The sequence below is a fragment of the Sporichthya brevicatena genome, assembly GCF_039525035.1.
GTDB classification, from domain to species: Bacteria; Actinomycetota; Actinomycetes; order Sporichthyales; family Sporichthyaceae; genus Sporichthya; species Sporichthya brevicatena.
Genome location: NZ_BAAAHE010000004.1, coordinates 123,800 through 147,459, shown reverse-complemented (window position 1 = coordinate 147,459; position 23,660 = coordinate 123,800). Strand labels below are relative to the sequence as shown.

General features: G+C 72.5%; 23 protein-coding genes. 14 read left to right on the top strand and 9 right to left on the bottom strand.

From position 1 onward, the window contains the following. From ABD401_RS02055 to ABD401_RS02025, 7 genes are all read left to right on the top strand, one after another. The coding region (locus ABD401_RS02055; RefSeq protein WP_425566042.1) for an amidohydrolase family protein at positions 1–451 on the top strand (451 nt) is incomplete at its 5' end. A 53-nt stretch (positions 452–504) separates the two neighbouring features. Next, positions 505–1,017, top strand: a complete 513-nt coding sequence (locus tag ABD401_RS02050; protein ID WP_344601042.1) for an MSMEG_0572/Sll0783 family nitrogen starvation response protein — start codon at positions 505–507, stop codon at positions 1,015–1,017. Positions 1,018–1,028: 11 nt separating this feature from the next. Then, positions 1,029–2,138: an MSMEG_0568 family radical SAM protein gene (locus ABD401_RS02045; RefSeq protein WP_344601040.1), complete on the top strand. Its 1,110-nt coding sequence runs from the start codon at positions 1,029–1,031 to the stop codon at positions 2,136–2,138. Beyond that, on the top strand, positions 2,135–3,595 hold the full coding sequence (locus ABD401_RS02040) for an MSMEG_0567/sll0787 family protein (protein WP_344601038.1): 1,461 nt from the start codon (positions 2,135–2,137) through the stop codon (positions 3,593–3,595). Before ABD401_RS02045 ends, ABD401_RS02040 begins: the two co-directional genes overlap by 4 nt. Continuing rightward, the gene (locus tag ABD401_RS02035) at positions 3,592–4,428 is read left to right on the top strand and encodes a carbon-nitrogen hydrolase family protein (RefSeq protein WP_344601036.1); all 837 of its coding nucleotides are present in this window, start codon (positions 3,592–3,594) and stop codon (positions 4,426–4,428) included. The genes ABD401_RS02040 and ABD401_RS02035 overlap by 4 nt, the downstream gene beginning before the upstream one ends. A gap of 9 nt (positions 4,429–4,437) precedes the next feature. Continuing rightward, positions 4,438–5,265 (top strand): carbon-nitrogen hydrolase family protein, encoded by an 828-nt coding sequence (locus ABD401_RS02030; RefSeq protein ID WP_344601034.1) that lies wholly within the window; start codon positions 4,438–4,440, stop codon positions 5,263–5,265. Positions 5,266–5,267: 2 nt separating this feature from the next. Then, positions 5,268–6,398: an MSMEG_0565 family glycosyltransferase gene (locus ABD401_RS02025; RefSeq protein ID WP_344601135.1), complete on the top strand. Its 1,131-nt coding sequence runs from the start codon at positions 5,268–5,270 to the stop codon at positions 6,396–6,398. A gap of 3 nt (positions 6,399–6,401) precedes the next feature. Here the strand turns inward: ABD401_RS02025 and ABD401_RS02020 are convergent, their stop codons facing one another. Continuing rightward, positions 6,402–6,689 (bottom strand): hypothetical protein, encoded by a 288-nt coding sequence (locus tag ABD401_RS02020; RefSeq protein WP_344601032.1) that lies wholly within the window; start codon positions 6,687–6,689, stop codon positions 6,402–6,404. Positions 6,690–6,855: 166 nt separating this feature from the next. Between ABD401_RS02020 and ABD401_RS02015 the strand changes: the two genes are divergently transcribed. Together ABD401_RS02015 and ABD401_RS02010 are read left to right on the top strand one after the other, a co-directional pair. Next, positions 6,856–7,530: an HAD family hydrolase gene (locus tag ABD401_RS02015; protein WP_344601030.1), complete on the top strand. Its 675-nt coding sequence runs from the start codon at positions 6,856–6,858 to the stop codon at positions 7,528–7,530. Positions 7,531–7,878: 348 nt separating this feature from the next. Then, complete coding sequence (locus ABD401_RS02010; protein WP_344601133.1) at positions 7,879–9,480, top strand: HNH endonuclease signature motif containing protein; 1,602 nt, start codon at positions 7,879–7,881, stop codon at positions 9,478–9,480. A 49-nt stretch (positions 9,481–9,529) separates the two neighbouring features. On the opposite strand, the gene secA is transcribed toward ABD401_RS02010, so the two are convergent. Continuing rightward, positions 9,530–12,283: a preprotein translocase subunit SecA gene (gene secA / locus ABD401_RS02005; RefSeq protein WP_344601131.1), complete on the bottom strand. Its 2,754-nt coding sequence runs from the start codon at positions 12,281–12,283 to the stop codon at positions 9,530–9,532. Between the two features lie 237 nt (positions 12,284–12,520). Between secA and ABD401_RS02000 the strand changes: the two genes are divergently transcribed. The 5 genes from ABD401_RS02000 to ABD401_RS01980 all read left to right on the top strand — a co-directional run bounded on the left by ABD401_RS02000 (position 12,521) and on the right by ABD401_RS01980 (position 15,671). Beyond that, positions 12,521–13,126: a GNAT family N-acetyltransferase gene (locus ABD401_RS02000; RefSeq protein ID WP_344601028.1), complete on the top strand. Its 606-nt coding sequence runs from the start codon at positions 12,521–12,523 to the stop codon at positions 13,124–13,126. Positions 13,127–13,194: 68 nt separating this feature from the next. Continuing rightward, the gene (locus ABD401_RS01995) at positions 13,195–13,395 is read left to right on the top strand and encodes an HGxxPAAW family protein (protein WP_344601026.1); all 201 of its coding nucleotides are present in this window, start codon (positions 13,195–13,197) and stop codon (positions 13,393–13,395) included. 64 nt (positions 13,396–13,459) lie between these two features. Beyond that, positions 13,460–14,611, top strand: a complete 1,152-nt coding sequence (locus ABD401_RS01990; RefSeq protein ID WP_344601024.1) for a winged helix-turn-helix domain-containing protein — start codon at positions 13,460–13,462, stop codon at positions 14,609–14,611. 10 nt (positions 14,612–14,621) lie between these two features. After that, positions 14,622–15,134, top strand: a complete 513-nt coding sequence (locus tag ABD401_RS01985) for a pyridoxamine 5'-phosphate oxidase family protein (RefSeq protein WP_344601022.1) — start codon at positions 14,622–14,624, stop codon at positions 15,132–15,134. A gap of 48 nt (positions 15,135–15,182) precedes the next feature. Next, positions 15,183–15,671 (top strand): DUF2505 domain-containing protein, encoded by a 489-nt coding sequence (locus ABD401_RS01980; protein ID WP_344601020.1) that lies wholly within the window; start codon positions 15,183–15,185, stop codon positions 15,669–15,671. A gap of 27 nt (positions 15,672–15,698) precedes the next feature. Here ABD401_RS01980 and ABD401_RS01975 read toward each other — a convergent pair whose 3' ends face one another. The 7 genes from ABD401_RS01975 to mtnA all read right to left on the bottom strand — a co-directional run bounded on the left by ABD401_RS01975 (position 15,699) and on the right by mtnA (position 23,650). Beyond that, positions 15,699–16,424 (bottom strand): response regulator, encoded by a 726-nt coding sequence (locus tag ABD401_RS01975; protein ID WP_344601018.1) that lies wholly within the window; start codon positions 16,422–16,424, stop codon positions 15,699–15,701. A gap of 141 nt (positions 16,425–16,565) precedes the next feature. Continuing rightward, a complete protein-coding gene (gene hpf / locus ABD401_RS01970) occupies positions 16,566–17,201 on the bottom strand; it encodes a ribosome hibernation-promoting factor, HPF/YfiA family (protein ID WP_344601016.1) in 636 nt (211 codons plus the stop codon). 413 nt (positions 17,202–17,614) lie between these two features. Then, complete coding sequence (locus ABD401_RS01965) at positions 17,615–18,316, bottom strand: ComF family protein (RefSeq protein WP_344601014.1); 702 nt, start codon at positions 18,314–18,316, stop codon at positions 17,615–17,617. 144 nt (positions 18,317–18,460) lie between these two features. After that, the gene (locus tag ABD401_RS01960; RefSeq protein WP_344601012.1) at positions 18,461–20,194 is read right to left on the bottom strand and encodes an LpqB family beta-propeller domain-containing protein; all 1,734 of its coding nucleotides are present in this window, start codon (positions 20,192–20,194) and stop codon (positions 18,461–18,463) included. Beyond that, positions 20,187–21,902: an MtrAB system histidine kinase MtrB gene (mtrB, locus tag ABD401_RS01955; protein ID WP_344601010.1), complete on the bottom strand. Its 1,716-nt coding sequence runs from the start codon at positions 21,900–21,902 to the stop codon at positions 20,187–20,189. Before mtrB ends, ABD401_RS01960 begins: the two co-directional genes overlap by 8 nt. Positions 21,903–21,905: 3 nt before the next feature. Continuing rightward, positions 21,906–22,583, bottom strand: a complete 678-nt coding sequence (mtrA, locus tag ABD401_RS01950; RefSeq protein WP_019878230.1) for an MtrAB system response regulator MtrA — start codon at positions 22,581–22,583, stop codon at positions 21,906–21,908. 59 nt (positions 22,584–22,642) lie between these two features. Further along, complete coding sequence (gene mtnA, locus ABD401_RS01945; RefSeq protein ID WP_344601007.1) at positions 22,643–23,650, bottom strand: S-methyl-5-thioribose-1-phosphate isomerase; 1,008 nt, start codon at positions 23,648–23,650, stop codon at positions 22,643–22,645. Positions 23,651–23,660: the final 10 nt, after the last annotated feature.

The window sequence follows — 23,660 nt, the reverse complement described above, 5'->3', positions numbered from 1 at the left end:
GGAGGACACCCGGCCCGGGCTCGACGCCATCTTCGGCGCCGCGCGCGAGCACGGGCTCGTGGTGCACGTCCACACCTCGCCGGGGGCGACCTCCGACATCGACCGCATCGGGACGTTGGTCGACCGCTACGCCGACGACGTCGCCCTGCACCTCGTCCACTTCGGCGGCGGGATGAGCGGACACATCAAGCTCGTCGGCTCCCGGTTCTTCGACTGGGTCGCCGCCGGCAAGCGGGTCTACACCGACCTGTCCTGGGCCATCGGGTTCGCCCCGCGCTGGCTCGCCACCGAGATCGACCGGCGCGGCATCGGCGCCGACCGGGTCCTGTTCGCCTCCGACCAACCGTGGGGCGACCTGCCCGGCGAGTACGCCAAGCTCCGCGCCGCTGCGGGCGACGGCGAGTTCGCCCGGCTCGCGTTCCGCGACAACTTCGACGCCCTCTACGACTGACCGCCCCTCAGGTAACCGCTCAGGAACCGCCACCCCTCAAGGAGAACCCACTCATGGCAGAACTCACCGAGACCGAGAAGATCAGCCTCGACGAGATCCCGCACCCCTCGCTGTCGGAGGGGTCGAGCATCTACGGCTCCACCAAGGTCTTCCCGGACTACCAGGCCGAGCCCGGCCAGTCCTACTTCACGCTCGTGCACGGCATCGCGCACGAGTCGTCCGTCAGCTTCGTCGCGATCCTCCAGGCCACCCGCGCGCAGCGGAAGGGCTTCGAGTCGGCCATCTACTTCTACGGCCCCGGCTCGCTGAACTGCCTCGCCACCCGCGGCTTCCCGACCACCGGCAACAGCGCCTTCCCCGGCGAGCACAACATCAACGACTCGCTGAAGACGTTCATGGCGGAGGGCGGCAAGGTCTACTGCTGCCGGTTCGGCCTCTCGCTCCACGGGGCCCGGGAGGAGGACCTCATGGAGGGCGTCATCCCGACGCACCCCCTCGACGTCCAGGACGCGCTGATCCACTACGCGCGCAAGGGCGCCATCATCAACTCGACCTACATGTTCTGAGGTCACATCAGATGACTCTGGCCGCCGAGATCGAGCCTGGTTCGAGCAGCGACGACCCGCTGCACGACCGGGTCCAGCTGGCGCTGCGGGGTATCCGCACCGACGTCCCGGTCCGCCGGGGCGCCGGTGCGGGCCCGAGCGACGACGGGCACGTCGTCCTCGGCGGCGCGAACGCTGCACTCCCCCACAACCCGGACAGCCCCTATGTCGTCCGCGACGGCAAGGTCTACGAGGAGCGCGGCGGCACCGTCCGCGCCCTGGGGCTGTCCCTGACGCCCGTCCGGCGGCCGCGGTTCTACGACCTGACCACCGCCGACGGCATCCCGTACCACCAAATCGCCCTGCTGCACGGCAAGGACGTGCTCGCCACGACCGTCGTGCAGACCTGCATCCGCTACGCCGAGGACCAGCGCTGCCGGTTCTGCACGATCGAGGAGTCGCTGCGCGCCGGCTCGACGGTTGCGGCCAAGACGCCGGCGCAGTTGGCCGAGGTCGCCGAGGCCGCCGTCCGGCTCGACGGCGTTACACAGATGACGATGACCACCGGCACCACGACCGGTCCGGACCGCGGGGCGCGCAACCTCGTGCGGTGCGTCCGCGCGGTACTGGAGAAGGTGCCCGGTCTGCCGATCCAGGTGCAGATCGAGCCGCCCGGCGACCTGTCGGTCATCGACGACCTGCACGCCGGCGGGGCGACCGCGATCGGCATCCACGTCGAGTCCCTCGACGAGGACGCCCGCCGGCGGTGGATGCCCGGCAAGGGCAGCGTCCCGATGCCCGAGTACGAGGCGGCGTGGGACCGGGCGGTCGCGGTGTTCGGCCGCAACCGGGTCTCGACCTACCTGCTGATCGGGCTCGGCGAGGACCCCGACGAACTCGTCGCCGGCGCGGCCCGGCTGATCGAGAAGGGCGTGTACCCGTTCGTGGTGCCGTTCCGTCCGCTGCCCGGGTCGCTCGCGAAGCGGGACGGGGCGACGGCGCCGTCCCCGGAGCTCGTCCACCACGTCACCGCCGAGGTCGCCCGGTTGCTCCGTGCGGCCGGCATGACCGGGGCGGACCAGGAGGCGGGCTGCGCGGCCTGCGGAGCCTGCAGCGCACTGTCGGCGACGGGAGCCGCATGATCCTCGACGAGATCTCCTTCCGGTCCCCGCCCCGTCAGCCGGCGTCGTCGTGGCTGGCGGGGAGCCGGGACCGGCGCGCGGACGCGGCGGAGACCAACCCGCCGTACCTGATCGAGGTCGCCGCCGACGAGGCCACCCGGGCCGCGTACCGGCGGCTGCGGCGCAGCGTCTTCGTCGACGAGCAGGGCCTGTTCCGCGGCGACGACGGGGACGCCGTCGACGCGGACCCGCGCACGGTCGTCCTCGTCGCGCGCAGTTCCGACGGCACCGTCCTCGGCGGTGTCCGGCTCGGGCCGGCGACCGACGGCGTCGACCTCGGCTGGTGGCACGGCGGCCGCCTCGTCGTGCGCCGCGGCCGTGGCGGGCCCGCTCCCCACGTCGGGGCGGCGCTGGTCCGGGCGGCGTGCGCGCACGCCGTCGAGGCCGGGGTGCTGCGCTTCGAGGCGGACGTCCAGGCCCGCAACGAGAAGTTCTTCGCCCGCCTCGGCTGGCGCACCGTGCGCACGACGACCGTCGTCGGGTCCCCGCACGTGCGGATGCGTTTCCCCGTCGACCGGATCGCGACCCTCGCGGCGGCGACCAAGCTCCCCCTCGGCGGGCTGCTCGACGGCCTCGTCCCCGGCGGTGCGGCATTCGTCGGCGACGACGGTGCCCCGGTCCCCGGCTCGGACCTGGTCGCGGCCTGCGACGCGATCCTGCCCGCGATGGTCGAGCGCGACCCGACCTGGGCGGGCTGGTGCGCGGTGCTCGTCAACGCCAACGACCTCGCGGCGATGGGCGCGGCCCCCGTCGGGCTGCTCGACGCCGTCGCGGCCCGCGACGCCGCGCACGCGGCGCGGATCCTCGAGGGCCTGCGCGCGGCGTCGGCGGCCTACGGCCTGCCCGTCCTCGGCGGGCACACGACGCTCGGCGCCCCGGCCTCCCTCGCCGTCACGACGCTCGGCCGCACCGCCGACCCGGTGCCGGGCGGCGGCGGCCGTCCCGGGCACGCCGTCACCCTCACCGCCGACCTCGGCGGCCGCTGGCGCCCCGGGTACACCGGCCGGCAGTGGGACTCGACGTCCACGCGCTCCGGCGCCGACCTGCGCACGATGACGGCCGCCGTCGCCGCCGCTCGACCGGCCGCGGCGAAGGACGTCTCGATGGCCGGCATCGTCGGCACTCTCGGCATGCTCGCCGAGGCGTCCGGCTGCGCGGCGACCCTCGACGTCGCCAAGGTGCCGCGCCCCGACGGCGCGGCGATGGGCGACTGGCTCACCTGCTTCCCCGGCTTCGCGATGCTGACCACGGCCGAGCCCGGCGCGGCGCCCCCGCCCGCCGGTCCGGCGGTCAGTGCGGTCTGCGGACGGCTGCGGGAGGGCACCGGCGTCCGGCTGCGGTGGCCGGACGGCGAGCACACGGACGCGATCGGCGGCCCGGTCACCGGCCTGGGCGCCACCCGGAAGGACACCCCATGACCGAACTCGTGCTCGCGGCCGCGGCCGCGAACTTCGACCGGGACCTGGAGCGCTGCTTCGAGCGGATCGGCAACCTGATCACCCAGGCCCGGCGGCAGGGAGCGCGGCTGCTCGCGCTCCCGGAGGCCGCACTCGGTGGCTACCTCGCCGACCTCGACGGCGCGCAGCCCCCGCCGCCGGCGTTCGAGATCAGCTCCCCCGTGATCGCGCGCCTGGCCCGCATGGCCGGCGACATGGTCGTCACCGCCGGGTTCTGCGAGGCCGACGGTCCGGTGCGCTACAACAGCGCGGTCGCGGTCTGCGGGGACGGCGTCCTCGCCGTCCACCGCAAGGTGCACCAGCCGCTGCGGGAGAACGCGACCTACGCCGCCGGCGACCGGTTCGTCGCCTTCGACTCGCCGATCGGCCGGATGGGCATGCTGATCTGTTACGACAAGGCGTTTCCCGAGTCGGCGCGGGCGCTCGCGCTCGACGGGGCGCAGATCATCGTGTGCATGTCGGCGTGGCCGGCGTCGCGGACCGCCCCGGCGCGCAACCTCGCCGACGACCGCTGGAAGCGCCGCTTCGACCTGTTCGACCAGGCCCGGGCGCTGGAGAACCAGGTCGTCTGGGTCTCCTCGAACCAGGCCGGGTCGTTCGGCTCGCTGCGGTTCGTGTCCGGAGCGAAGGTCGTCGGACCCGGTGGGGACGTCCTCGCCGACACGGGAATCGGGCACGGACTCGCGATCGCGCGGGTGGACGTCGCGGGCTCGGTCGAGGGCGCGCGCCGTGTGATGGGGCACCTGCGGGACCGGCGTCCGGACGCCTACGACGTCCCCGCCGCCGCGGTCTGACCCACCGTCATGACGACGATCGGGATCGCCGCGGTCGCGGCTGCCTTCGGGCGCGACCTCGACGCGTGCCTCGAGCGGATCGCGGTGATCCTCGACCACGCGCGGTCCGGGGGCGCGGACCTCGTCGTGCTTCCGGACGCCGCGCTCGGCGGGTACCTGACCGACTTCCGCGGACCTGACTCGGCATCACTCCCGCCGGCGCTGGAGGTGGGCAACCCGTGGCTGCGGAAGGTCGCGGGTCTGGCCGGCCCGACGGTGGTGTGCGTCGGGTACTGCGAGTCCGACGGGGAGCGCCGCTACAACAGCGCGGTCTGCCTGAACGGCGACGGCGTCCTCGGCACCCACCGCAAGGTGCACCAGCCGCCGGGTGAGCAGTCGTTCTACACGGCGGGCGACCGGTTCGACGCGTTCGACACCCCCGTCGGACGGATCGGGATGCTCATCGACTACGACAAGACCTTTCCGGAGGCAGCGCGCGCGGCGGCGCTCGGGGGCGCGCAGATCCTCGCCTGCCTGTCCGCGTGGCCGACCAGCATCACCAACCGCGCACCGCGGATGGTCGACGACCGGCAGTCGCGGCTGTTCGACCTCTACGACCGGTCGCGGGCCGCGGAGAACCAACTGGTGCTGGTCTCCTCGAACCAGACGGGGTCCTCGGGCGGTCTGCGCTTCCTCGGCCAGGCGAAGGTCGTGGGGCCCGGCGGTGACGTCCTCGCCCGGACGTGGAGCAAGGCCGGCATCGCGCTCGCGCAGGTCGACGTGGCCGAGGAGATCGCCGCCGCCCGCCGGACCCTGCGGCACCTGGAGGAACGACGCCCGGAGACGTATCGGCCATGACGCTGTCCGTTGCGCTGCTGACCTACTCGACCCGCCCCCGGGGCGGGGTCGTCCACACCCTCGCGCTGGCGGAGGCGCTGGCGGACCTCGGGGTCGACGTCACGGTGTGGGCCCTCGCCCGCGGCGGCGACGAGACGTTCTTCCGGCCGGTCGACCCCCGCGTCCGGCTGCGGCTGGTGCCGGTCGCCGACCGGGAGGGCGAGGAGTTCGGGGAGCGCGTCGCGCGGTCGATCGAGACGCTGCGGTCGACCTTCGAGCCGGCGGCGTACGACGTCGTCCACGCGCAGGACTGCATCACCGCGAACGCCGCCGGGCGGTGCGTCCGGACCGTGCACCACCTGGACCGCTTCACCACCCCGCAGCTCGCGGCCTGTCACGAGCGGGCGATCGTCGAGCCGTACGCGCACGTGTGCGTGTCCGCGGCCGTGGCCGGCGAGCTCGCGGCGGGGTGGGGTCTGACGGCGACGGTGATCCCGAACGGCGTCGACGCGGCACGGTTCGCGCGGGCGGCGTCCGCGGACCCGGTCGCCGTCGCCGCTCGGAAGCGGTGGCGGGAGCGGTTCGGGCGGTACGTGCTGTCCGTCGGTGGGATCGAGCCGCGGAAGGGCTCGCTGGAACTGCTCGACGCGATGGCGGAGCTGCGCGACGGCACCGGCACCGAGGTGCCGCTCGTGATCGCCGGGGGCACGACGCTGTTCGACTACCAGGCCTACCGGCGCGAGTGGGAGGCCCGGGCGCACGAGCTCAAGATCGAGCCGCACGTGCTGGGTCCGGTGCCGGACGACGAGCTCCCGTCGCTGGTGGCCGGTGCGGCGGTGTTCGCCTTCCCGTCGACGAAGGAGGGCTTCGGGCTCGCCGCGATGGAGGCCCTCGCCGCCGGCGTCCCCGTCGTCGCGTCCGACCTGCCGGTGCTGCGGGAGGTGTTCGGCGGTGCCGTGGCCCTCGCCGACTCCCCCGGCACCTTCGCCGACGCCCTCGACGCGGCGCTGCGATCCCCCGACCCGAGCCGGGTCGCCGCCGGCCGCGACCTCGCCGCCCGGTACACCTGGTCCGCCGCCGCGCACGCTCATCTGAGCCTGTATCAGTCCCTGCTGACTGCGCCGGCGAAGGCGCTCACGCTCGGCGTCCCGTGACCGTCAGCCTGCCGCCTCGGCCTGCTGGGCGCGGAGCTTCGCGAGCTGCCGGGCGCGGATCCGCCGGTTCCACGAACCGGTCGAGAAGAACGGGATCCGCGCGGGCGGCGTGGAAGCGTCGTACACGGCCCACCACTCGGTGAGCAGCAGCTTGTGCTCCTGGACGGTGAGACCCTCAGCGGCCGCCATCGCCTTGCGGAACGTCGGCCGCTCCGTCGGGTCAAGTCGGCCCATCACCTCCGCCAGGGCGGGGGTGACGTGGATCGTCTTCCTCGACCTGCGGAAAGCCATGTCAATACCCCCCCAAACCCGGCCACCGGCCCCGACAGCCCACCTCTGACGATACGCCGCCGCCGGCAGCCCTCCCCAGCCCGGACACCGGCATGACGGATCGTCAGAGATCGTGGCCCCTCCTGACTGCGAGCGCTCCCGCGGTGCCAGTTACGCTCGGCGTGCCGTGACCACCGCTCGCCTGCCCGCCGCCGTCCTCTGGGACATGGACGGCACCCTCGTCGACACCGAGCCGTACTGGATCGAGTGCGAGTACGCGATCGTCGAGTCGTTCGGCGGGACCTGGTCGGACGAGCTCGCGCACAGCCTGGTCGGGAACGACCTGCTGGAGTCCGCCCGGTTCATCGCGGAGGCCGGGGGTGTTCCGCTGGAACCGGTCGAGATCGTCGAGCAGTTGCTGGACGGGGTCATCGAACGCGTGCGCACCCGCATCCCTTGGCGGCCGGGGGCCCGGGAGCTGCTGGAGGACCTGCACGCCCGCCGCGTCCCCTGCGCACTGGTGACCATGTCCTGGCGCCGCTTCGCCGAGGCGATCGTCGACGCGGTGCCCGACCGCTTCGCCGCGCTGGTGACCGGTGACGAGGTCGACCGCCCGAAGCCCTACCCCGACCCGTACCTCGTCGCGGCCCGGCTGCTGGGCCAGAACCCCGCGGACTGCGTCGCGATCGAGGACAGCCCGAAGGGCGTCGCCTCCGCCGTCGCTGCCGGCGTCCCGACCCTCGCGGTCCAGAACGTCGTCCCGCTCTCCCCCGGCCCGGGGCTCACCCTCGTCCACACCCTCGAGGACTGGACCCCCGAGCGCCTCGCGACCCTGCTCCCTCCGCCGGCTCCCGGCCGATAGCGGTCGCCCAGAATCCACAAGGGGTGACACCCCTTACTCCGCAGTAAGGGGTGTCACCCTTTCTTCACACGACCTGCACTGGAGATGACATCTCTTGTGCAGGCCCGACGCGCACTGGAGATGACATCTCTTGTGCAGGTGCCGGTGGTGCTGATGAGGTGTCAGAGACGTTGCGTCGCCGGGGATCCAGGGCCGCGGCGGACCCAGGCGTCGACGAAAACGGACTGTCGGTGGTGCCGTCTAGGTTCATCAGTGATGACGGGGACATCGACAGCAGCAGGGTTACCCACGCCGAGTGCGTGGGGCATCTCGTTGGGCATCGCGCCCGGCGAGGGCGAGTGCGCGTCGATGACCGGGGCCGAGTCGGTCGCGCTGCTGCGCGCCGCCCAGCGGCAGCTCAACGCCGCCCACGCGGTCTGGCTGGGCATGGTGGCCGAGGTCGGGACCCGCGGACTGGATTCCGCTGCCTTGGATTCCGCGGACGAGATCGTGCGCCTGACGGCCCCGGACCGCTGGGGCGCCGACGAGGTCCGCACCGCGCTGCGGATCTCCGCGTACTCGGGCAACGAACTGCTCGACTTCGCCTGGGCGATCGTGCGGCGCTTCCCGAAGTTGCATGCCGCCATGGCTGCCGGCGAGTTGAGCATCGAACGCGCGAAGGTGATCCACTTCTGGGTCCGGGACATGAGCGACGAGCACGCCAACACCGTCATCGACGAGGTCCTCGGGCACTGCTCGATCGACGCCGACCGCCCGTGGACCAGTGAGCAGATCGGGGCCCGGTGCCGCACACTCGGCATCCAGCTGGACCCGGACTGGGCCCAGCGCCGGTTCGCCGAGGCCCACCGGGACCGGCGGGTGATCTCCTGGCGCAACGAGGACGGCACCGCCACCCTCGCCGCGCAGAACCAGGACCCCGCCCGGGTCGCCGGTGCGATCGCCCGAGTCCGCAAGCTGGCTGATGATGCGAAGCGGGACGGTGATCCGCGGCCGGTGGATCACCTGCGCTCGGAAATCGCGCTCAACCTGCTCGACGGCACCTACGCCGACCTCACCGACGGCCAGATCCTGGCCCACCTCGCCACCACCCGCCCCGCCGACGCGGAGATGGGTGAGACCGACGTGCCGGAGCCCGAGCCGGAGGCAGAGCGGGATCCGGCGCCGGCGCCGGCGCCGGTGGCGCGGTCGCCGCACCACGGGGTGCAGGTGACCGCGAAGCTCTCGACCCTGCTCGGGATGGACCGCGACCCCGCTGAGCTCTCCGGGCAGGGACCGGTCCACGCCGAGTACGCCCGCGACCTGGTCCGCCAGCTCTCGGCCGGGCAGTGGCGGTTCGCGGTCACCGGCCCCGACGGGTACGCGGTCTCCTCCGGGCTCGTCGCCGCGCGGCCGGTCGACTGGGAACGGCGCCGGACCAGTGACCACGGCATCGTCGACCTGCTCATCCCCGCCGACCTGCTGCAGGCCCTGCTCGAGCAGACCATCAGCAGCCCCGCGGTCGCGCTCTGGCGCCCGGTCCTGGTCGAGATCGGCCGCCACCACCTGCTCGCGACCGCCGGCGCCGAGAAGGACAACCCGGACGGGCAGCCCGCCCCGGAAGACCCCGACGACGCCCGGCGGCGGTTCCCCCGCCAAGGGCTACGCCGGGACACCCAACTGCGGATGACCACCTGCCAAGGCCCCGGCTGCCGCCTCCCCGCCGCCCGGTCCGAGATCGACCACACCCTCGACCACGCCCGCGGCGGCCTGACCCTCGCGGGGAACCTCGGCCCCCTCTGCGAGCACGACCACGACCTCAAAACCAAAGGCGGCTGGCAACTTCTCCGGCTCGGCCACGACCGAGTCCGCTGGATCACCCGCCTCGGCGCCGTCTACGACGTCGAAATCCCACCCCTGATCGAACCCGAGCGACATCGACCCCGCCCCGCACCCGACGAGCCAGCAGTCTGAGGCTCCCGGGGCGATCAAGGCCGCCCCGGGAGGGCTCAGAGGTCCTAGCTCAGCGGCGGCCCTTCTTGCGGGCCCGGCGCTCGGCGCGGTTGCCGCGGCCGGCGCCGTTGGAGTCGGCGTCGGAGCCGTCGGAGTCCGCACGCTCGGTGTGGATCTCCTCCTCGCCATCGGCGCCGGGAGCGGTGAAGGTCAGCTCGCGCGGACGCTCGGGCGCCTCGAGGCCCTTGGCCAGGAGGTGGGCCTCGCCGTTCATGGACTCGTCGTCCTCGCCGGCGCCGCTCTCGTCGATCTCGACCTCGACGTTGAAGATGTAGCCGACCGACTCCTCTCGGATGGCCTCCATCATCGCCCGGAACAGGTCGTAGCCCTCGCGCTGGTACTCGACGAGCGGGTCGCGCTGGGCCATCGCGCGCAGGCCGATGCCCTCGCGGAGGTAGTCCATCTCGTAGAGGTGCTCGCGCCACTTGCGGTCGAGGACGGAGAGGACGACGCGCCGCTCGATCTCGCGCATGACCTCCTCGCCGACGGCCTCCTCACGCTCGTCGTAGCGGTCGAAGGCGTCGTCCTTGAGCTTCTCCTTCAGCGTCTCGACGTCGCGCGCGTCGACGTTGTCGGGGTCGTCCCAGATCTCCTCGGGGGTGATCTTGACGGGGTACAGCTGGCGCAGCGCGTTCCAGAGCTTCTCGAGGTCCCAGTCCTCGGCGAAGGTGTCCTTGGTCTCCGCGTCGACGTAGGCGTCGATCGTGTAGTCGATGAACTCCAGCACCTGGTCGCGCAGGTCCTCGCCGTGGAGGACGCGGCGCCGCTCCTCGTAGACGACCTGGCGCTGCTTGTTCAGCACCTCGTCGTACTTGAGGACGTTCTTGCGGATCTCGAAGTTCTGCTGCTCGACCTGCGACTGCGCGGACTGGATCGCGCGGCTGACCATCTTCGACTCGATCGGCACGTCCTCGGGGACGTTCAGCCGCGTCAGCACCTGCTCGACGACGCCGGCCTTGAACAGCCGCATCAAGTCGTCGCCCAGCGACAGGTAGAACCGCGACTCGCCCGGGTCACCCTGACGGCCGGACCGACCACGCAGCTGGTTGTCGATACGGCGCGACTCGTGGCGCTCGGTGCCGAGGACGTAGAGCCCGCCGAGCGAGGCGACCTCGTCGTGCTCGGCCTTGGCCGCCTTGGTGGCCGCCTCGAGCGCCTCGGCCCACGCGGCCTCGTAGCCCTCGGGGTCCTCCTGCGCGTTCAGGCCGCGCCGCTCGAGCTCCTCGTGCGCGAGGAACTCGACGTTGCCGCCGAGCATGATGTCCGTACCGCGACCGGCCATGTTGGTGGCGACGGTGACGGCGCCCTTGCGCCCGGCCTGCGCGACGACGGCCGCCTCACGAGCGTGCTGCTTCGCGTTCAGGACCTCGTGCGGGATGCCCTGCCGCTTCAGCAGGCCGGACAGGTGCTCGGACTTCTCGACCGACGTCGTACCGACGAGGACCGGCTGGCCCTTCTCGAAGCGCTCCGCGATGTCCTTGACGACCGCGGTCCACTTCGCGTCCTCGGTCTTGTAGACGAGGTCGGGCTGGTCGATGCGGATCATCGGCTTGTTCGTCGGGATCTGGACGACGCCGAGCTTGTAGATCTTGTCGAACTCGGACGCCTCGGTCATGGCCGTACCGGTCATGCCGGAGAGCTTCGAGTAGAGGCGGAAGAAGTTCTGCAGGGTGATCGTGGCGAGCGTCTGGTTCTCGTCCTTGATCGGGACGCCTTCCTTGGCCTCGATCGCCTGGTGCATGCCCTCGTTGTAACGACGGCCGGCGAGCACGCGACCGGTGTGCTCGTCGACGATCAGCACCTCGCCGTCGACGACGATGTAGTCCTTGTCGCGGCGGAACAGTTCCTTCGCGCGGATGGCGTTGTTCAGATAGCCGATCAGCGGCGTGTGCACCGACTCGTAGAGGTTGTCGATGCCGAGCCAGTCCTCGACCTTCGCGATGCCGGCCTCGTGGACGGCCACGGTGCGCTTCTTCTCGTCGACCGAGTAGTCGCCGGTCTCGGGAACCTTGCCCTCGCGGATCGAGTCCTTCGCGGCCTCGCCCTTGCGCAGCATCTGCACGAGCCGTGCGAACTCCGAGTACCACTTGGTGGCCTGGTCCGCGGGGCCGGAGATGATCAGCGGCGTCCGAGCCTCGTCGATGAGGATCGAGTCGACCTCGTCCACGATCGCGAAGTTGTGCCCGCGCTGGACGAGCTCGTCGGCCGTCCACGCCATGTTGTCGCGCAGGTAGTCGAAGCCGAACTCGTTGTTCGTGCCGTAGGTGACGTCGCAGGCGTACTGCTCACGGCGGACGGCCGGCGTCTGCTGCGCCAGGATCGTCCCGACGGTCAGGCCGAGGAAGCGGTGCACGCGACCCATGAGGTCGGCCTGGTAGCTGGCGAGGAAGTCGTTGACGGTGATGACGTGGACGCCCTTGCCTTCCAGGGCGTTCAGGTACGTCGGACCGGTCGCGACGAGGGTCTTGCCCTCACCGGTCTTCATCTCGGCGATGTTGCCCATGTGCAGCGCCGCGCCACCCATGATCTGGACGTCGTAGTGCCGCTGGCCCAGCGTGCGCTTGGCGGCCTCGCGCACGGTCGCGAACGCCTCGGGGAGGATGTCGTCGAGGGTCTCGCCGTCGTTCAGACGCTTGCGGAACTCGTCCGTCATGGCGCGCAGCTCGCCGTCGGACATCTTCTCGAAGTCAGGCTCGAGGATGTTCACCTGTTCGGCGATGCCGGCCAGCTTGCGCAAGGTCTTGCCCTCGCCGGTACGCAGCATCTTGTCGAGGAGATTGGGCACCCGCGGAGCTCCTGCCTGGTCGTGCTGCCGAATCGTGCGGTCGAACGTGGAGCCCATCGTAGGCGTCCGGCGATCTCCGCACGTCCGCCGCGTGGCCGGTGCGCCGCAGGTCGGCCGCGGGGGGCGCGGTGGGACGGGTCCGCAGGTGGGGGACGTAATGACCCAGTCGGCGCATTAGCGCCCGGAGGGGACGTGCGCTGAGTTTGAATAGTCTCTGTGACCACTCCCGACCCACACGCACCTCCAGAGCTGCCGCCGGAGCCGATCGAGATCGCGGCCGGCACGCTCCAGCTGCGTCCGTGGGAGCACCGGCTGGTCCCGGAGCTGCTCGCCGCGATGCGGGACCCGGTCTGGCGCGAGTGGGCCGTGGCCAAGGTCCCCGAGACCGAGGAGGCCGCCGGCGCCTGGATCGACGCCCGCCTCCGGGCGTGGCGGGAGGGACGCGTCCTCTCCTTCGCCGTCCAGGACGCCACGACCGCCGAGCTGCTGGGCTCGGTCACGCTCCGCTCGTTCGGGATCTGGCCCCGCGCGGCCGACATCGGGTTCTGGACCGCCCCGGCCGCGCGCCAGCGCGGCGTCGCGGTCGCGGCCGTCAACGTGGTCACCCGCTGGGCCTTCACCTCGCTGGAGCTGAACCGTCTGACGCTCTACCACGCCCTGCAGAACACGGCGGCGTGCCAGGTGGCCACCGCGGCGGGCTACCTGCTGGAGGGCGTCGCCCGCGGGGCGCTCCCCCGCGCCGGCGGGGGCTGGTTCGACATGGAGATGCACGCCCGCCTCGCCGGGGATCCGGCCCCGCGCCCCGCCGCCCCGACCCCGTAACTCCCGGGGCAACCCCCCTGCGTAGAGTGAGCGCCGCACATTCGACGTACGGCTCGAGGAGGGCACCGGTGGCGCACGGCGGTCAGGGACGCCCGATCTCGTGGATCGCGGTCCTCGTCATCTGCGTGGGATTCACCGTGGCCGGGGTCGCGCTGTGCATGGACCCGACCTGGTGGCTGTTCTGGACCGGGGTCGGCATCACCGGCGCCGGCGGCATCTTCGCCCTCGCGGTGGGGATCATGGAGGACTACTCCACCGAGGGTCACTGACAGGTTGTTGTCCCGGGTAACTGTCCCGGGGTAATTGTCGGACCCCTCCGGCAGTATCTGCGGGGTGGACTCCCTCTCCGCCGCTGACGCGCGCCGTCTCGCGCTGCGGGCCCAGGGTCTGCTCGGACCACGGCCCCGCAATCCCGCGGCGGTCCTGCGCGGAGTCGGGGCGGTCCAGCTGGACACGATCTCGGTCCTCGCCCGATCCCACGAGCTGGTGCCCTACGCCCGGCTCGGGCCGGTCGGACGCGCCGCCGTCGAGCGGGCGTTCTGGAGCGGCGCCTGCGTGGAGTACTGGTCGCACGCGGCCTGCATCCTCCCGGTCGAGACCTGGCCGCTGTACTCGTTCCGGCGGCGGCACTTCCGCGACCGCGGGATCCGCTGGCACGAACGCCCGGCCGAGTCGGTGTTCGCGGAGGTCCGAGCCCGCCTCGCCGCGGGCGGTCCGGTGACGACCGGCGACATCGGCGGGGCCAAGAAGGGCGGCCCGTGGTGGGACTGGTCGGGCCAGAAGATCGCCATCGAGTTCCTGCTCGACACCGGTGAGGTGGTCTGCACCCGCCGCGTCGGGTGGCGCCGGGTCTACGACCTGGCCGAGCGCGCGCTCCCGGCCGAGGTGCTGGCCGCCGACACCCTGGACGACGCCGAGTGCCACCGCCGACTGGTGGCCGCCGCCGGCGCGGCCATGGGGGTCGCGACCGTCGCCGACCTCGCGGACTACCCGCGGATCTCCCGGGCGGACGTCGAGGCCGTCCTGCCGGACACCGGGCTGGTCCCGGTCGAGGTGGAGGGCTGGCCGGCCCGCGCCTGGGCCGACCCGGCCGCGCTGGCCCAGCTCGACGCTCGCGGCCGTCACCGCACGACGCTGCTCTCCCCGTTCGACTCCCTGATCTGGGACCGCAAGCGCACCCAGCGCGTCTTCGGGTTCACCCACGCCCTGGAGGCGTACAAGCCGGCGGCGAAGCGGGACTACGGCTACTTCACGATGCCGCTGCTCTCCGGCGGCCGTCTGCTCGGCCGCGTGGACCCGAAGCGGGTCGGCACCACGCTCGCGGCGCAGGCGGTCTTCCTCGACACCTCGGCGGCCGTCGCGCCGATGGCCACCGCGCTCTGGGAGGCCGCGGCCTGGGTGGGCTGCGACTCCGTCTCGATCGACCGGGTCGAACCGGTCGGTCTCGCCGACCGCCTGCACGACGCCCTGCTCGCCGCTGCCTGAGGAGCCGCCGATGTACGAGACCCCCGAGGACCTGACCGCCCTGCAGGAGCTGCTCGACCGGAGCCGGGCCGGCGCCGGCAGCCACCTCGCGGACATCTTCACCGCGGACCGCTGGCTCGACGCCAAGGCGCTGACCGAACGACTGCAGGGCATGTGCCTGCTCTCCCTCGCCACCGTGACCGCCGACAACCGGCCGCTGGTCGGGGCCGTCGACGCGTTCTTCGTCCGCGGCTCGTTCTGCTTCGGCAGCTCCCCCACCTCGGTCCGGGCCCGGCACATCGCCGCCCGGCCGCAGGTGAGCGCGCAGCACCTGCCCGGCGAGCACCTCTCGGTCACCGTCCACGGGCGGGCGATCCCGATCGACTGGACGGGCGGGGACCCCTGGGCCGCTCCGCTGCTCGACGCGTTGCGCGACAAGTACGGGCCGGACAACTTCGGTGACCAGGGTTACCCGTACTGGCGGATCGAGGCGGAGAAGATCTTCGTCTTCCACATGGATCCGGAGCCGTCCGCCGCGCCCTGACCCGGACCGCGTGCCGCGGCCGGGGCCCGCGACCGGCAGAATCGCCCCATGGCCACTCGCTACACGCACACGTTCACCTGGGACGCCCCGCCCGCCGCCGTCCATGCGATGGTGACCGACCCGGGGTACCAGGAGCAGCGGGCGCAGGCCGGCTCCCCGATCAGCGCCGAGGCGTCGGTCACGAAGGCCGCCGACGCCACGACGATCTCGGTCCACCGGCTGATGGCCATCGACCCACCGGGCTTCATCAAGAACTTCGTCGGCGACAAGATCGGCATCCAGGAGACCCAGACCTGGACCAGCCCGACCGAGGCGACCCTGCTCGTGGAGATCCTCAAGCAGCCCGGTGACGTGCGCGGCACGATCCGGCTGGCCGAGTCGGGGGCGTCGACGGTCGTCACCGTCGAGGCGTCGATCGCGGTGAAGGTCCCCCTCGTCGGGGGCAAGGTCGAGGGCTACGTCGCGAGCATCGTCGACCGGCTCCTCGTCAAGGACGAGGAACTCGGCAAGGCCTGGCTCGCCGGCGGGGGTCGCTGACCCCGCACCGCCATCCCTGACGGAAGGTCAGGTGATGTCGAGCAGCTTCTCGCGGACCGCGTAGAAGACCGCTTCCATCCGGGAGTGGAGCTGCAGCTTCTCCAGGATGTTGCGGACGTGGTTCTTGACCGTGTTCTCGCTGATGAACAGCTCGCGCGCGATCTCGCGGTTGTTGCGGCCGCGGGCGACCAGGCGCAGGACGTCGAGCTCACGCTCGGTCAGGCGCGGGGCCGGGACGCGATTGCTGCTGCGCGGGTCCTTCTTGATCAGCGAGGCGAACTCGTTGAGGAGCTTGGACGCCATGGCCGGGCTGATCAGCGACTGGCCCTCGTGGACCGCGCGGATGCCGGTGGCGACCTCCTCGATGGAGATCTCCTTGAGCAGGTACCCCGTCGCGCCGGCCTTGACCGCCTCGTAGAGGTCGCTCTCCTCGTCGCTGATCGTCAGCATGATGATCTTGGCGACGGGCGCGACCTCCTTGATCGCCGCGGCCGCCTCGATGCCCGAGAGCTTCGGCATGCGCACGTCGAGCAGGACGACGTCGGGGAGCAGGTCGGCGGCCTTGCGCACCGCCTCCTCGCCGTCGGCCGCCTCGCCCACGAGGGCGAAGTCGGACTCCTGCGAGAGGACCATCTCCAGACCACGGCGGAACAGCACGTGGTCGTCCGCGATGAGGACGCGGATCGGTTCGTTGGGGGGCCCGGACTGACGCGGGATCTCGGCGCCGCCCACCTCGCTGCCGGGGTCGCTCATGCCCGCAACCTAACCCGGACGGGCCCCCCGTGTGGCCCGATTGGAAATGTTCGGAGTAGCCACACGGGGTGGTCCCGTTCGACTTGACCCGTTGTGTACCGAAAAGTGCCGGGTCGTCAGTTGTCGCGGGTCAGACCCTCCTCAGGTCTGCAGGCGGATGACGCCGTAGTCGTAGCCGTGCCGGCGGTAGACGACGCTCGGGAGGCCGGAGTCGGCGTCCACGAACAGGAAGAAGTCGTGACCCACGAGCTCCATCTGGTAGAGCGCCTGGTCCAGCGTCATGGGTGCGGCCTGGTGGGTCTTCTCGCGAACCACCATCGGGCAGTCGCCCTCGACGTCGAGGCCGCCGTCGCCCCAACTCATCATGTCCTCGTCGACCTCGAGAACGGCGGCCGCGGCCTTCGCGGACGAGCCGTTGGCGGAGGCGAGCGGAGCGGTCGCCATGGCGACCGAGACCGGTGTGCGGGATCCGTGGTGGACGCGGCGACGGTCAGCGGCCTTACGCATGCGCACCTCCAACTTCCCGAAAGCCAGATCCAGCGCGGCGTAGGGGTCCGCGGCTGCAGCCTCGGCGCGAACGGTCGCGCCGCGGGTCATCACGGTGATCTCGACCCGCTCACACACGTCGGTGAGTCGGGGGTTGCGTTCTCTCGACACCTCCACGTCGACACTGATGATCTTGCCGTCCCAGCGCTCGAGCTTGGCGAGCTTCTCCTGGACGTGCCGGCGGAACCGCTCCGAGACATCGGTGCGGCGACCCTTGACCACAATTTCCACGCCTACTCCCTTGCTACAGGCAACGGACGCAAGGCCCGTTGTGTTCGGGGATGCGACTAACCCACCGCTCTCGGTGGGTGGTCGGGGGGAAACCCCCCGACTGAGATGACACCTGCCCGGCCGACCTGGTCTTCTACCCCACATTCGCCTGCTGAGGGTCTCGCAGCCAGAGCCACTACTCCCCTTCTCCCGGGACGAAAGCCATCTGGACTTTCGGCGGGGCAGGACTTACTTCTAAACCGCACCGTGATCGGACGACGAAGAGTCGCCTTACGTGGGCCGCTTCGCCTGCGGCTGGCCTCGGCTAGCCGGCTTGCACCGGCGCAACCACGGACCCGGGCAGGTGCCATGCAGACGACGGTAACCCGTGTCCGCTCCGGTGCACAGGGTGAATCGTCGTCGGCGTGATTTGCTCAGGCTCGCTTAAGGACCGCCGCCACGACAGCCCCGCCCAGAACGGGAATTCCGGCCTCGCGCAAGGCTCGTGCGGCCTCGCTCAACGTCGCGCCGGTGGTGAGGACGTCGTCGATCAAAACGACCGCCGCGCCCGGCATCGCGGCGGACGCACCGCGCCGCGCGACCAGTGCGCCGGCCAGGTTTCGAGCGCGTTGCGTCGAGCTCAGGCCGGCCTGGTCGCGTACCGTCCGGGCGTGGCGCAGGAGCGGCAACGCGTGCGCCGTGCGCCCCTGGGCACGCAGTGCCGCCGCGGCGGCGATCGCGGTGCGCCCAACCGGGTCGTGGCCGCGGGAACGTCGCACGCCGGGTCGGCTCGGGACCGGAACCAGCAACAGCGGACCCGGCCCCGCCGGGGCCACCGCGGGCGCCAGCGCCCGCCCGAGCACGGGCGCGAGCTCGGTCCGCCCCCGCTCCTTGTGGGCGAGAACCAGGTTCCGCGCGATGCCCTCCCACTCCGCGAGACAGCGCACCGGCGGCAACCCCGCCGGGTGCACCGGCTGCGGCGGCACGAGGCGCGGAATTCCCAAGCCGGCCAGACAATCCGGACATATCGGCACGACGCTGTCGCCCCCGCACCCCGCGCACGGCGTCGGCAGCACGAGGTCCGCCAGCGTGCTCCGCAGGCCCGCCAGACGCGTCGGCCCGATCCACCGCCCCACGCCCCGAGCCTGCCGCGTTCGACCACCTCCCGGCATCCGGTCGCCGGTGCCTGTGGACAGCCGCTCCTGTGGAAAAGAAAGGGTGACACCCCTTACTGCGCAGTAAGGGGTGTCACCCTTTTTTGACGCGGGCGGGGGCGGGGCTCAGCCGGGATAGGTGACCGCGGTGCCGGGGCCCTCGGGGAGCCAGGCGCCGTCCTCGCGGAGGCGGTAGATCTGCTTCTTCGTCGCGGCCATCAGCGGCTGGCCGTAGGCGGCGGAGACCTCGGTGATGCCGGGGAGCGTGCCGGCGAGGGCGCGGACAGGTCCGCCGAGCTGGACCTCGAACGGCTGGAGCTGCCCGTCCGGGAGCGAGCCGAGGACGACGAGGCGGCCGGAGTCCATCCAGTCCACCGAGCGGAGCCCGGTCAGCTGGCCCGCCATGCGCCGGGGGCCGGAGATCTCCAGCCCGTCGGTGTCCTCGGTGGACTGGGCGACGTAGACCTGCGTCCCGCGGACCGTGTCGAGGACCAGGGCGAGCCGGACGCCGTCGGCGGCCACGCGCAGCCGGAGGATCTGCCGCGGCTCGAAGCCGTCGACGCGGACGCGCTGCGGCGGGCCACTGGGCGGGTAGCGGAGCACGACCGTGCCACCGCCCTCCCCGGAGAGCACCCAGAGGTTGCCGTCGCCGTCGAAGGACAGCGAGCGCAGGTTCGTCCCCTTCGCCCGGGAGACCAGACGTTTGGGGTCGTCCGCACGCCCGGTCACCAGCGTCGTGCGGTCGCTCGAGACGCCGGCGAGGAGGCCTCCCCCGGGCGAGACCGCGATCTCGACCAGCTCGGCGTCGGTGGCGATCGGGCCCTGCACCATCTGCTCGCCGGAGATGTAGGCCGAGCCGTCCCGAACGAAGTACGCGGGCGCGGGCGGCGGACGCTGGTCGGCCGGCAGGTACGGGACGACGTCCGCGCGCCGCAGCACGGTGTTGCCGGCCCCGCCGAACGAGAGCGGCGGCTCGGCGAGCGCCCGGACCTCCACCTGCGAGACCTCCGGGTCCTGCATCAGGGTCATCACGATCTGAGCCAACATCAGATCCCGCTGGACACCCTCGATCGGCAGCGACTCCGGCGTCAGGCGCACGAGCGCGACGCCGGAGAGGACGTTGACGGGCTCGGCGAGCGCGGCCCCGGTCGGCACCGCGGTCATCGCGACCGCGTCCAGCCACCGGGACGGCCCACGCAGCAACGCCTCCAGCCGCGCGGTGGGCGAGGTCGAGGCGCGCGGGAGGTAGACCGGGTCGGGCACGAGGACCGACGTGCGGGGCGGGCGCGCGACGAAGTAGTTGTCGACCTTGAGGTACTCGCGTTCGAAGTCCTGGCGTGAGACCAGCAGCCCGGTCGGCGGTTCATCGATGCGCCAGTCGCCGCCGGTGCGGACGAGCTGGAACGTGAACTGGACGCTGCGCTCCCCCGGCTCGGCGGTGTAGACGCCCTGGTCGTCGACGCGGCCGACGGCGACGGTGCTGAGCACGACGCGGTCGCCGCTGCGCTCGCCGAGGGAGAAGCGCGCCTGGTCGTAGATCGTGATGCCGCGCGCGTTCCACCGGGTCGAGCTGGCCGGGGTGAGGAACTTGCGCGCGGTGGCGAAGCCCTCCTCGGTCGTGCCGGACGCCTCGAGGAACCCGGACACGATCGAGATCGGGCTGTCGCCCGGCCGCGGCCCCTGCGCGATGACGCGCACCTCGGCGTCGGACTGCGCGGGCGCGCCTTCGGCCTTGACGATCTGCGGGTCGCCGGAGGTCGGGATCGCGGCGCACCCGGCGACGACCGCGAGGGCACTCGCAGCGGCGGACACCCGCAATGCGAAGTGGCGGCACAGCTCGGACCGGCGGAGCTCAGACATCCGGCCCCCTCCCCGCACGCTGGAGATCCTCGCCGGTCTCGGGCTCGGCAGGCAGCGGCGGGACGACGTGCCGGTCGGGCGGTTCGAGGGGCAGCGGCGAGGTGGTGAGCACGGTCCCGGCGATGCGCGGGACGGTCAGGCGGAACTGCGCGCCGGCCCGCGGTTCGCCCCAGGCCTGCAACCACCCGCCGTGCAGCCGCGCGTCCTCGCGGGAGATCGACAGTCCGAGCCCGGTGCCGCCACTGCGCCGCGCCCGGGACGGATCGGCCCGCCAGAACCGGTTGAACGCCAGCGACGCCTCCCCCGGCCGCAGCCCGACGCCGTAGTCGCGCACGGCGAGCGCGACGGCGGTCTCGTCGGCCGCGACCCGGACGAGGACGTCGCGCCCCTCCCCGTGCTCGAGCGCGTTGAAGAGCAGGTTGCGGACGATGCGCTCGATCCGGCGGGTGTCGACCTCGGCGATGCACTCCGTGTCGGGCAGGTCGAGGCGGAAGCGCGTCGAGTACTGCTCGGTGGCGATCGGCTCGACCGCCTCGACGACGCGGCGCACCACGTCGCGCAGGTCGACGGGGTCGGGCTCGAGCACCGCGGCCCCGGCGTCGAAGCGGCTGATCTCCAGCAGCTCGGTGAGCATCGCCTCGAACCGCTCGACCTGAGTGTGCATCAGTTCCGCCGAGCGGGCGACGGGCGGCGCGAAGTCCTCCCGGGCGGAGTGCAGGACGTCGGCGGCCATCCGGATCGTCGTCAGCGGCGTCCGGAGTTCGTGCGAGACGTCGGAGACGAAGCGCCGCTGGAGGCGCGAGAGATCCTCGAGCTGGCGGATCTGCCGGGCCAGCGCGGAGGCCATCTCGTTGAACGAGGACGCGAGCCGGGCGAGCTCGTCCTCCCCCTTCTCGGTCATCCGCTCGGAGAGGCGTCCCGCCGCGAGCCGCTCGGCGACCTTGGCGGCCGACTGCACCGGCCGGACGACGCTGCGCGCGACGAGGAACGCGATCGCCGCCAGCAGCAACGTCATCGCCGCGCCGCCGAGGATCAGGCGGCCGCGGACGAGGCTGACGGTCTTGGCCTCCTCGGTGAGGGGGAAGACGAAGTACAGCTGGTACGACCCGGTCCCCAGACGCAGCTGCTTGCCGACCGCGAGACCGGGCCCGGCGTCGCGGCCCGGCTCCGGGCAGGGCTCCCCCGGCTCGCCGTAGCAGAGGGCGACGAAGCGCGAGATCGTCTGCTCGGGCCGCTCGGACAGGGCCCGGACGAGCTCCTCGGGGATCGTGTTCACGCCGACGCCGGTGGTCCGCAGACCGCGACCGGCCGGCGTCGAGGTGTCGGTCGCGGGCGGCGGCATCAGGACGATCTCGTAGAGGTCGGTGCGCCCGGCCTGGTTGCGCAGGTCGGTGACGACCTGCGTGAGCAGCTGCCCGACGTCGGCCGAGCTCGCCTGCTCACTGGTCAGCTGCGTGCGGGCGCTCTCGAAGCCGACCTCGGCGCGGGCGAGCGAGGCCGCCACCTTCGCGTCGACGAGGCCGTCGCGGACGCCGGTGAGGACCAACTGCCCGACGAGGACGAGCACGAGCACCGACAGGACGAGCGTCCCCGCGACGACCCGGAACAGCAGGGAGCGGCGCCAGGCGCGCAGCACCCGGCGGATACCCAGGCGGACGCCGGCCCAGATCCGTCGCAGAGCTCCGGCCGCCGCGGCCGTCCCGTACATGCGCTACGCAGGCCCGGCCTTGTACCCCACGCCACGGACGGTGACGACGATCTCCGGGTGCTCCGGGTCGTGCTCGATCTTCGAGCGGAGGCGCTGCACGTGCACGTTCACCAGGCGGGTGTCGGCGGCGTGGCGGTAGCCCCACACCTGCTCCAGGAGCACCTCACGGGTGAAGACCTGCCACGGCTTGCGGGCCAGGGCGACGAGGAGGTCGAACTCCAGCGGCGTCAGCGCGATCGGCTGGCCGTTGCGCTTGACCGAGTGCCCGGCGACGTCGATCTCGAGGTCGGCGATCGTCAGCGACGCCGGCGTGGGGTCCTCCTGGCGGCGCAGGCGCGCCCGTACGCGGGCGACCAGCTCCTTGGGCTTGAACGGCTTGACGACGTAGTCGTCGGCCCCGGACTCCAGCCCGAGCACCACGTCCACGGTGTCGGTCTTCGCCGTCAGCATCACGATCGGGACTCCGGACTCCGCCCGCAGGGCACGGCAGACGTCGATCCCGTCCCGCCCCGGCAGCATGAGGTCCAGCAGGACCAGGTCCGGCTTGAACTCACGGAACGCGGCGAGCGCCTGGTCGCCGTCCCCGCACACGTGGGGCTCGAAGCCCTCGCTGCGCAGGACGATGGTGAGCATCTCCGCCAGGGCCGTGTCGTCGTCCACGACCAGTACGCGACCTTTCATGCGCCCATCGTTGCACCCGAGCCGGGGTTTTGCGCTGGTCAGCGCGCGCGCCTGCGTCCTCATGTCTCCATGACGCGCGCCAGGCCGTTCCGGTTGACCGGGCGTACGACCCCGACCTCGGTGACCAGCGCGGTGACCAGATCCGGGGGCGTGACGTCGAAGGCCGGGTTGAACGCGGCGGTCCCGGGCGGGGCGACGGCGGTCCCCGCGTGGTGGGTGACCTCCTCGGCCGCCCGCTGCTCGACGGGGATGCCGGCGCCGTCCGCGGTGCCCAGGTCGACGGTGGTCCGCGGGGCGACCACGACGAACGGGACGCTGTGGTGGGCGGCGAGCACGGCGAGGGAGTAGGTGCCGACCTTGTTCGCGACCGCACCGTCGGCGGCGACCCGGTCCGCGCCGGTGATCACCAGGTCCACCTGGCCCGACGCCATCAGCGCCGCCGCCGCCGAGTCGGGCAGGACGCTGTGCGGGATCCCGTGGCGCCGCGCCTCGTAGGCGGTCAGGCGGGAGCCCTGGAGCAGCGGGCGGGTCTCGTCGACCCACAGGTGGGCGAGCCGCCCGGCCCGGTGGGCCGCGAGGGCCACCGCGAACGCGCTGCCCGTCCCCCCGACGGCGAGGGCGCCGGTGTTGCAGTGGGTCAGGATGCGGGCCCCCTCCGGCACCAGCGTCAGGCCGTGCTCGGCCATCCCCGCGCTGGCCTGCGCCTCGTCGGCGGCCAGGGCGTCCGCAGCCACCAGTGCGGCCTCGGCCGTGCGGCCGCCGTCCGCCCAGGCCGCGAGGACGCGGGCGACGCCGGTCGCGAGGTTGACCGCGGTCGGCCGGGCCGTGGCGAGGGCCTGCGCGGCCGCGGGGACGTCGTCGCCGCGGGCGGCGGCCAGGGCGACGCCGTAGCCGCCGGCGATCCCGAGCAGCGGCGCGCCGCGGACCGCGAGCTGCTGGATCGCCGTGACCAGGGCCGGCACGTCGGCGCAGACCCGCTCGACCTCGGCGGTCGGCAGGCGCGTCTGGTCCAGCAGCACGACCGCGGGCACGGCGGCGTCGAACCGGAGCGGGGCGGGGGCGCTCATGGGCCCCGAT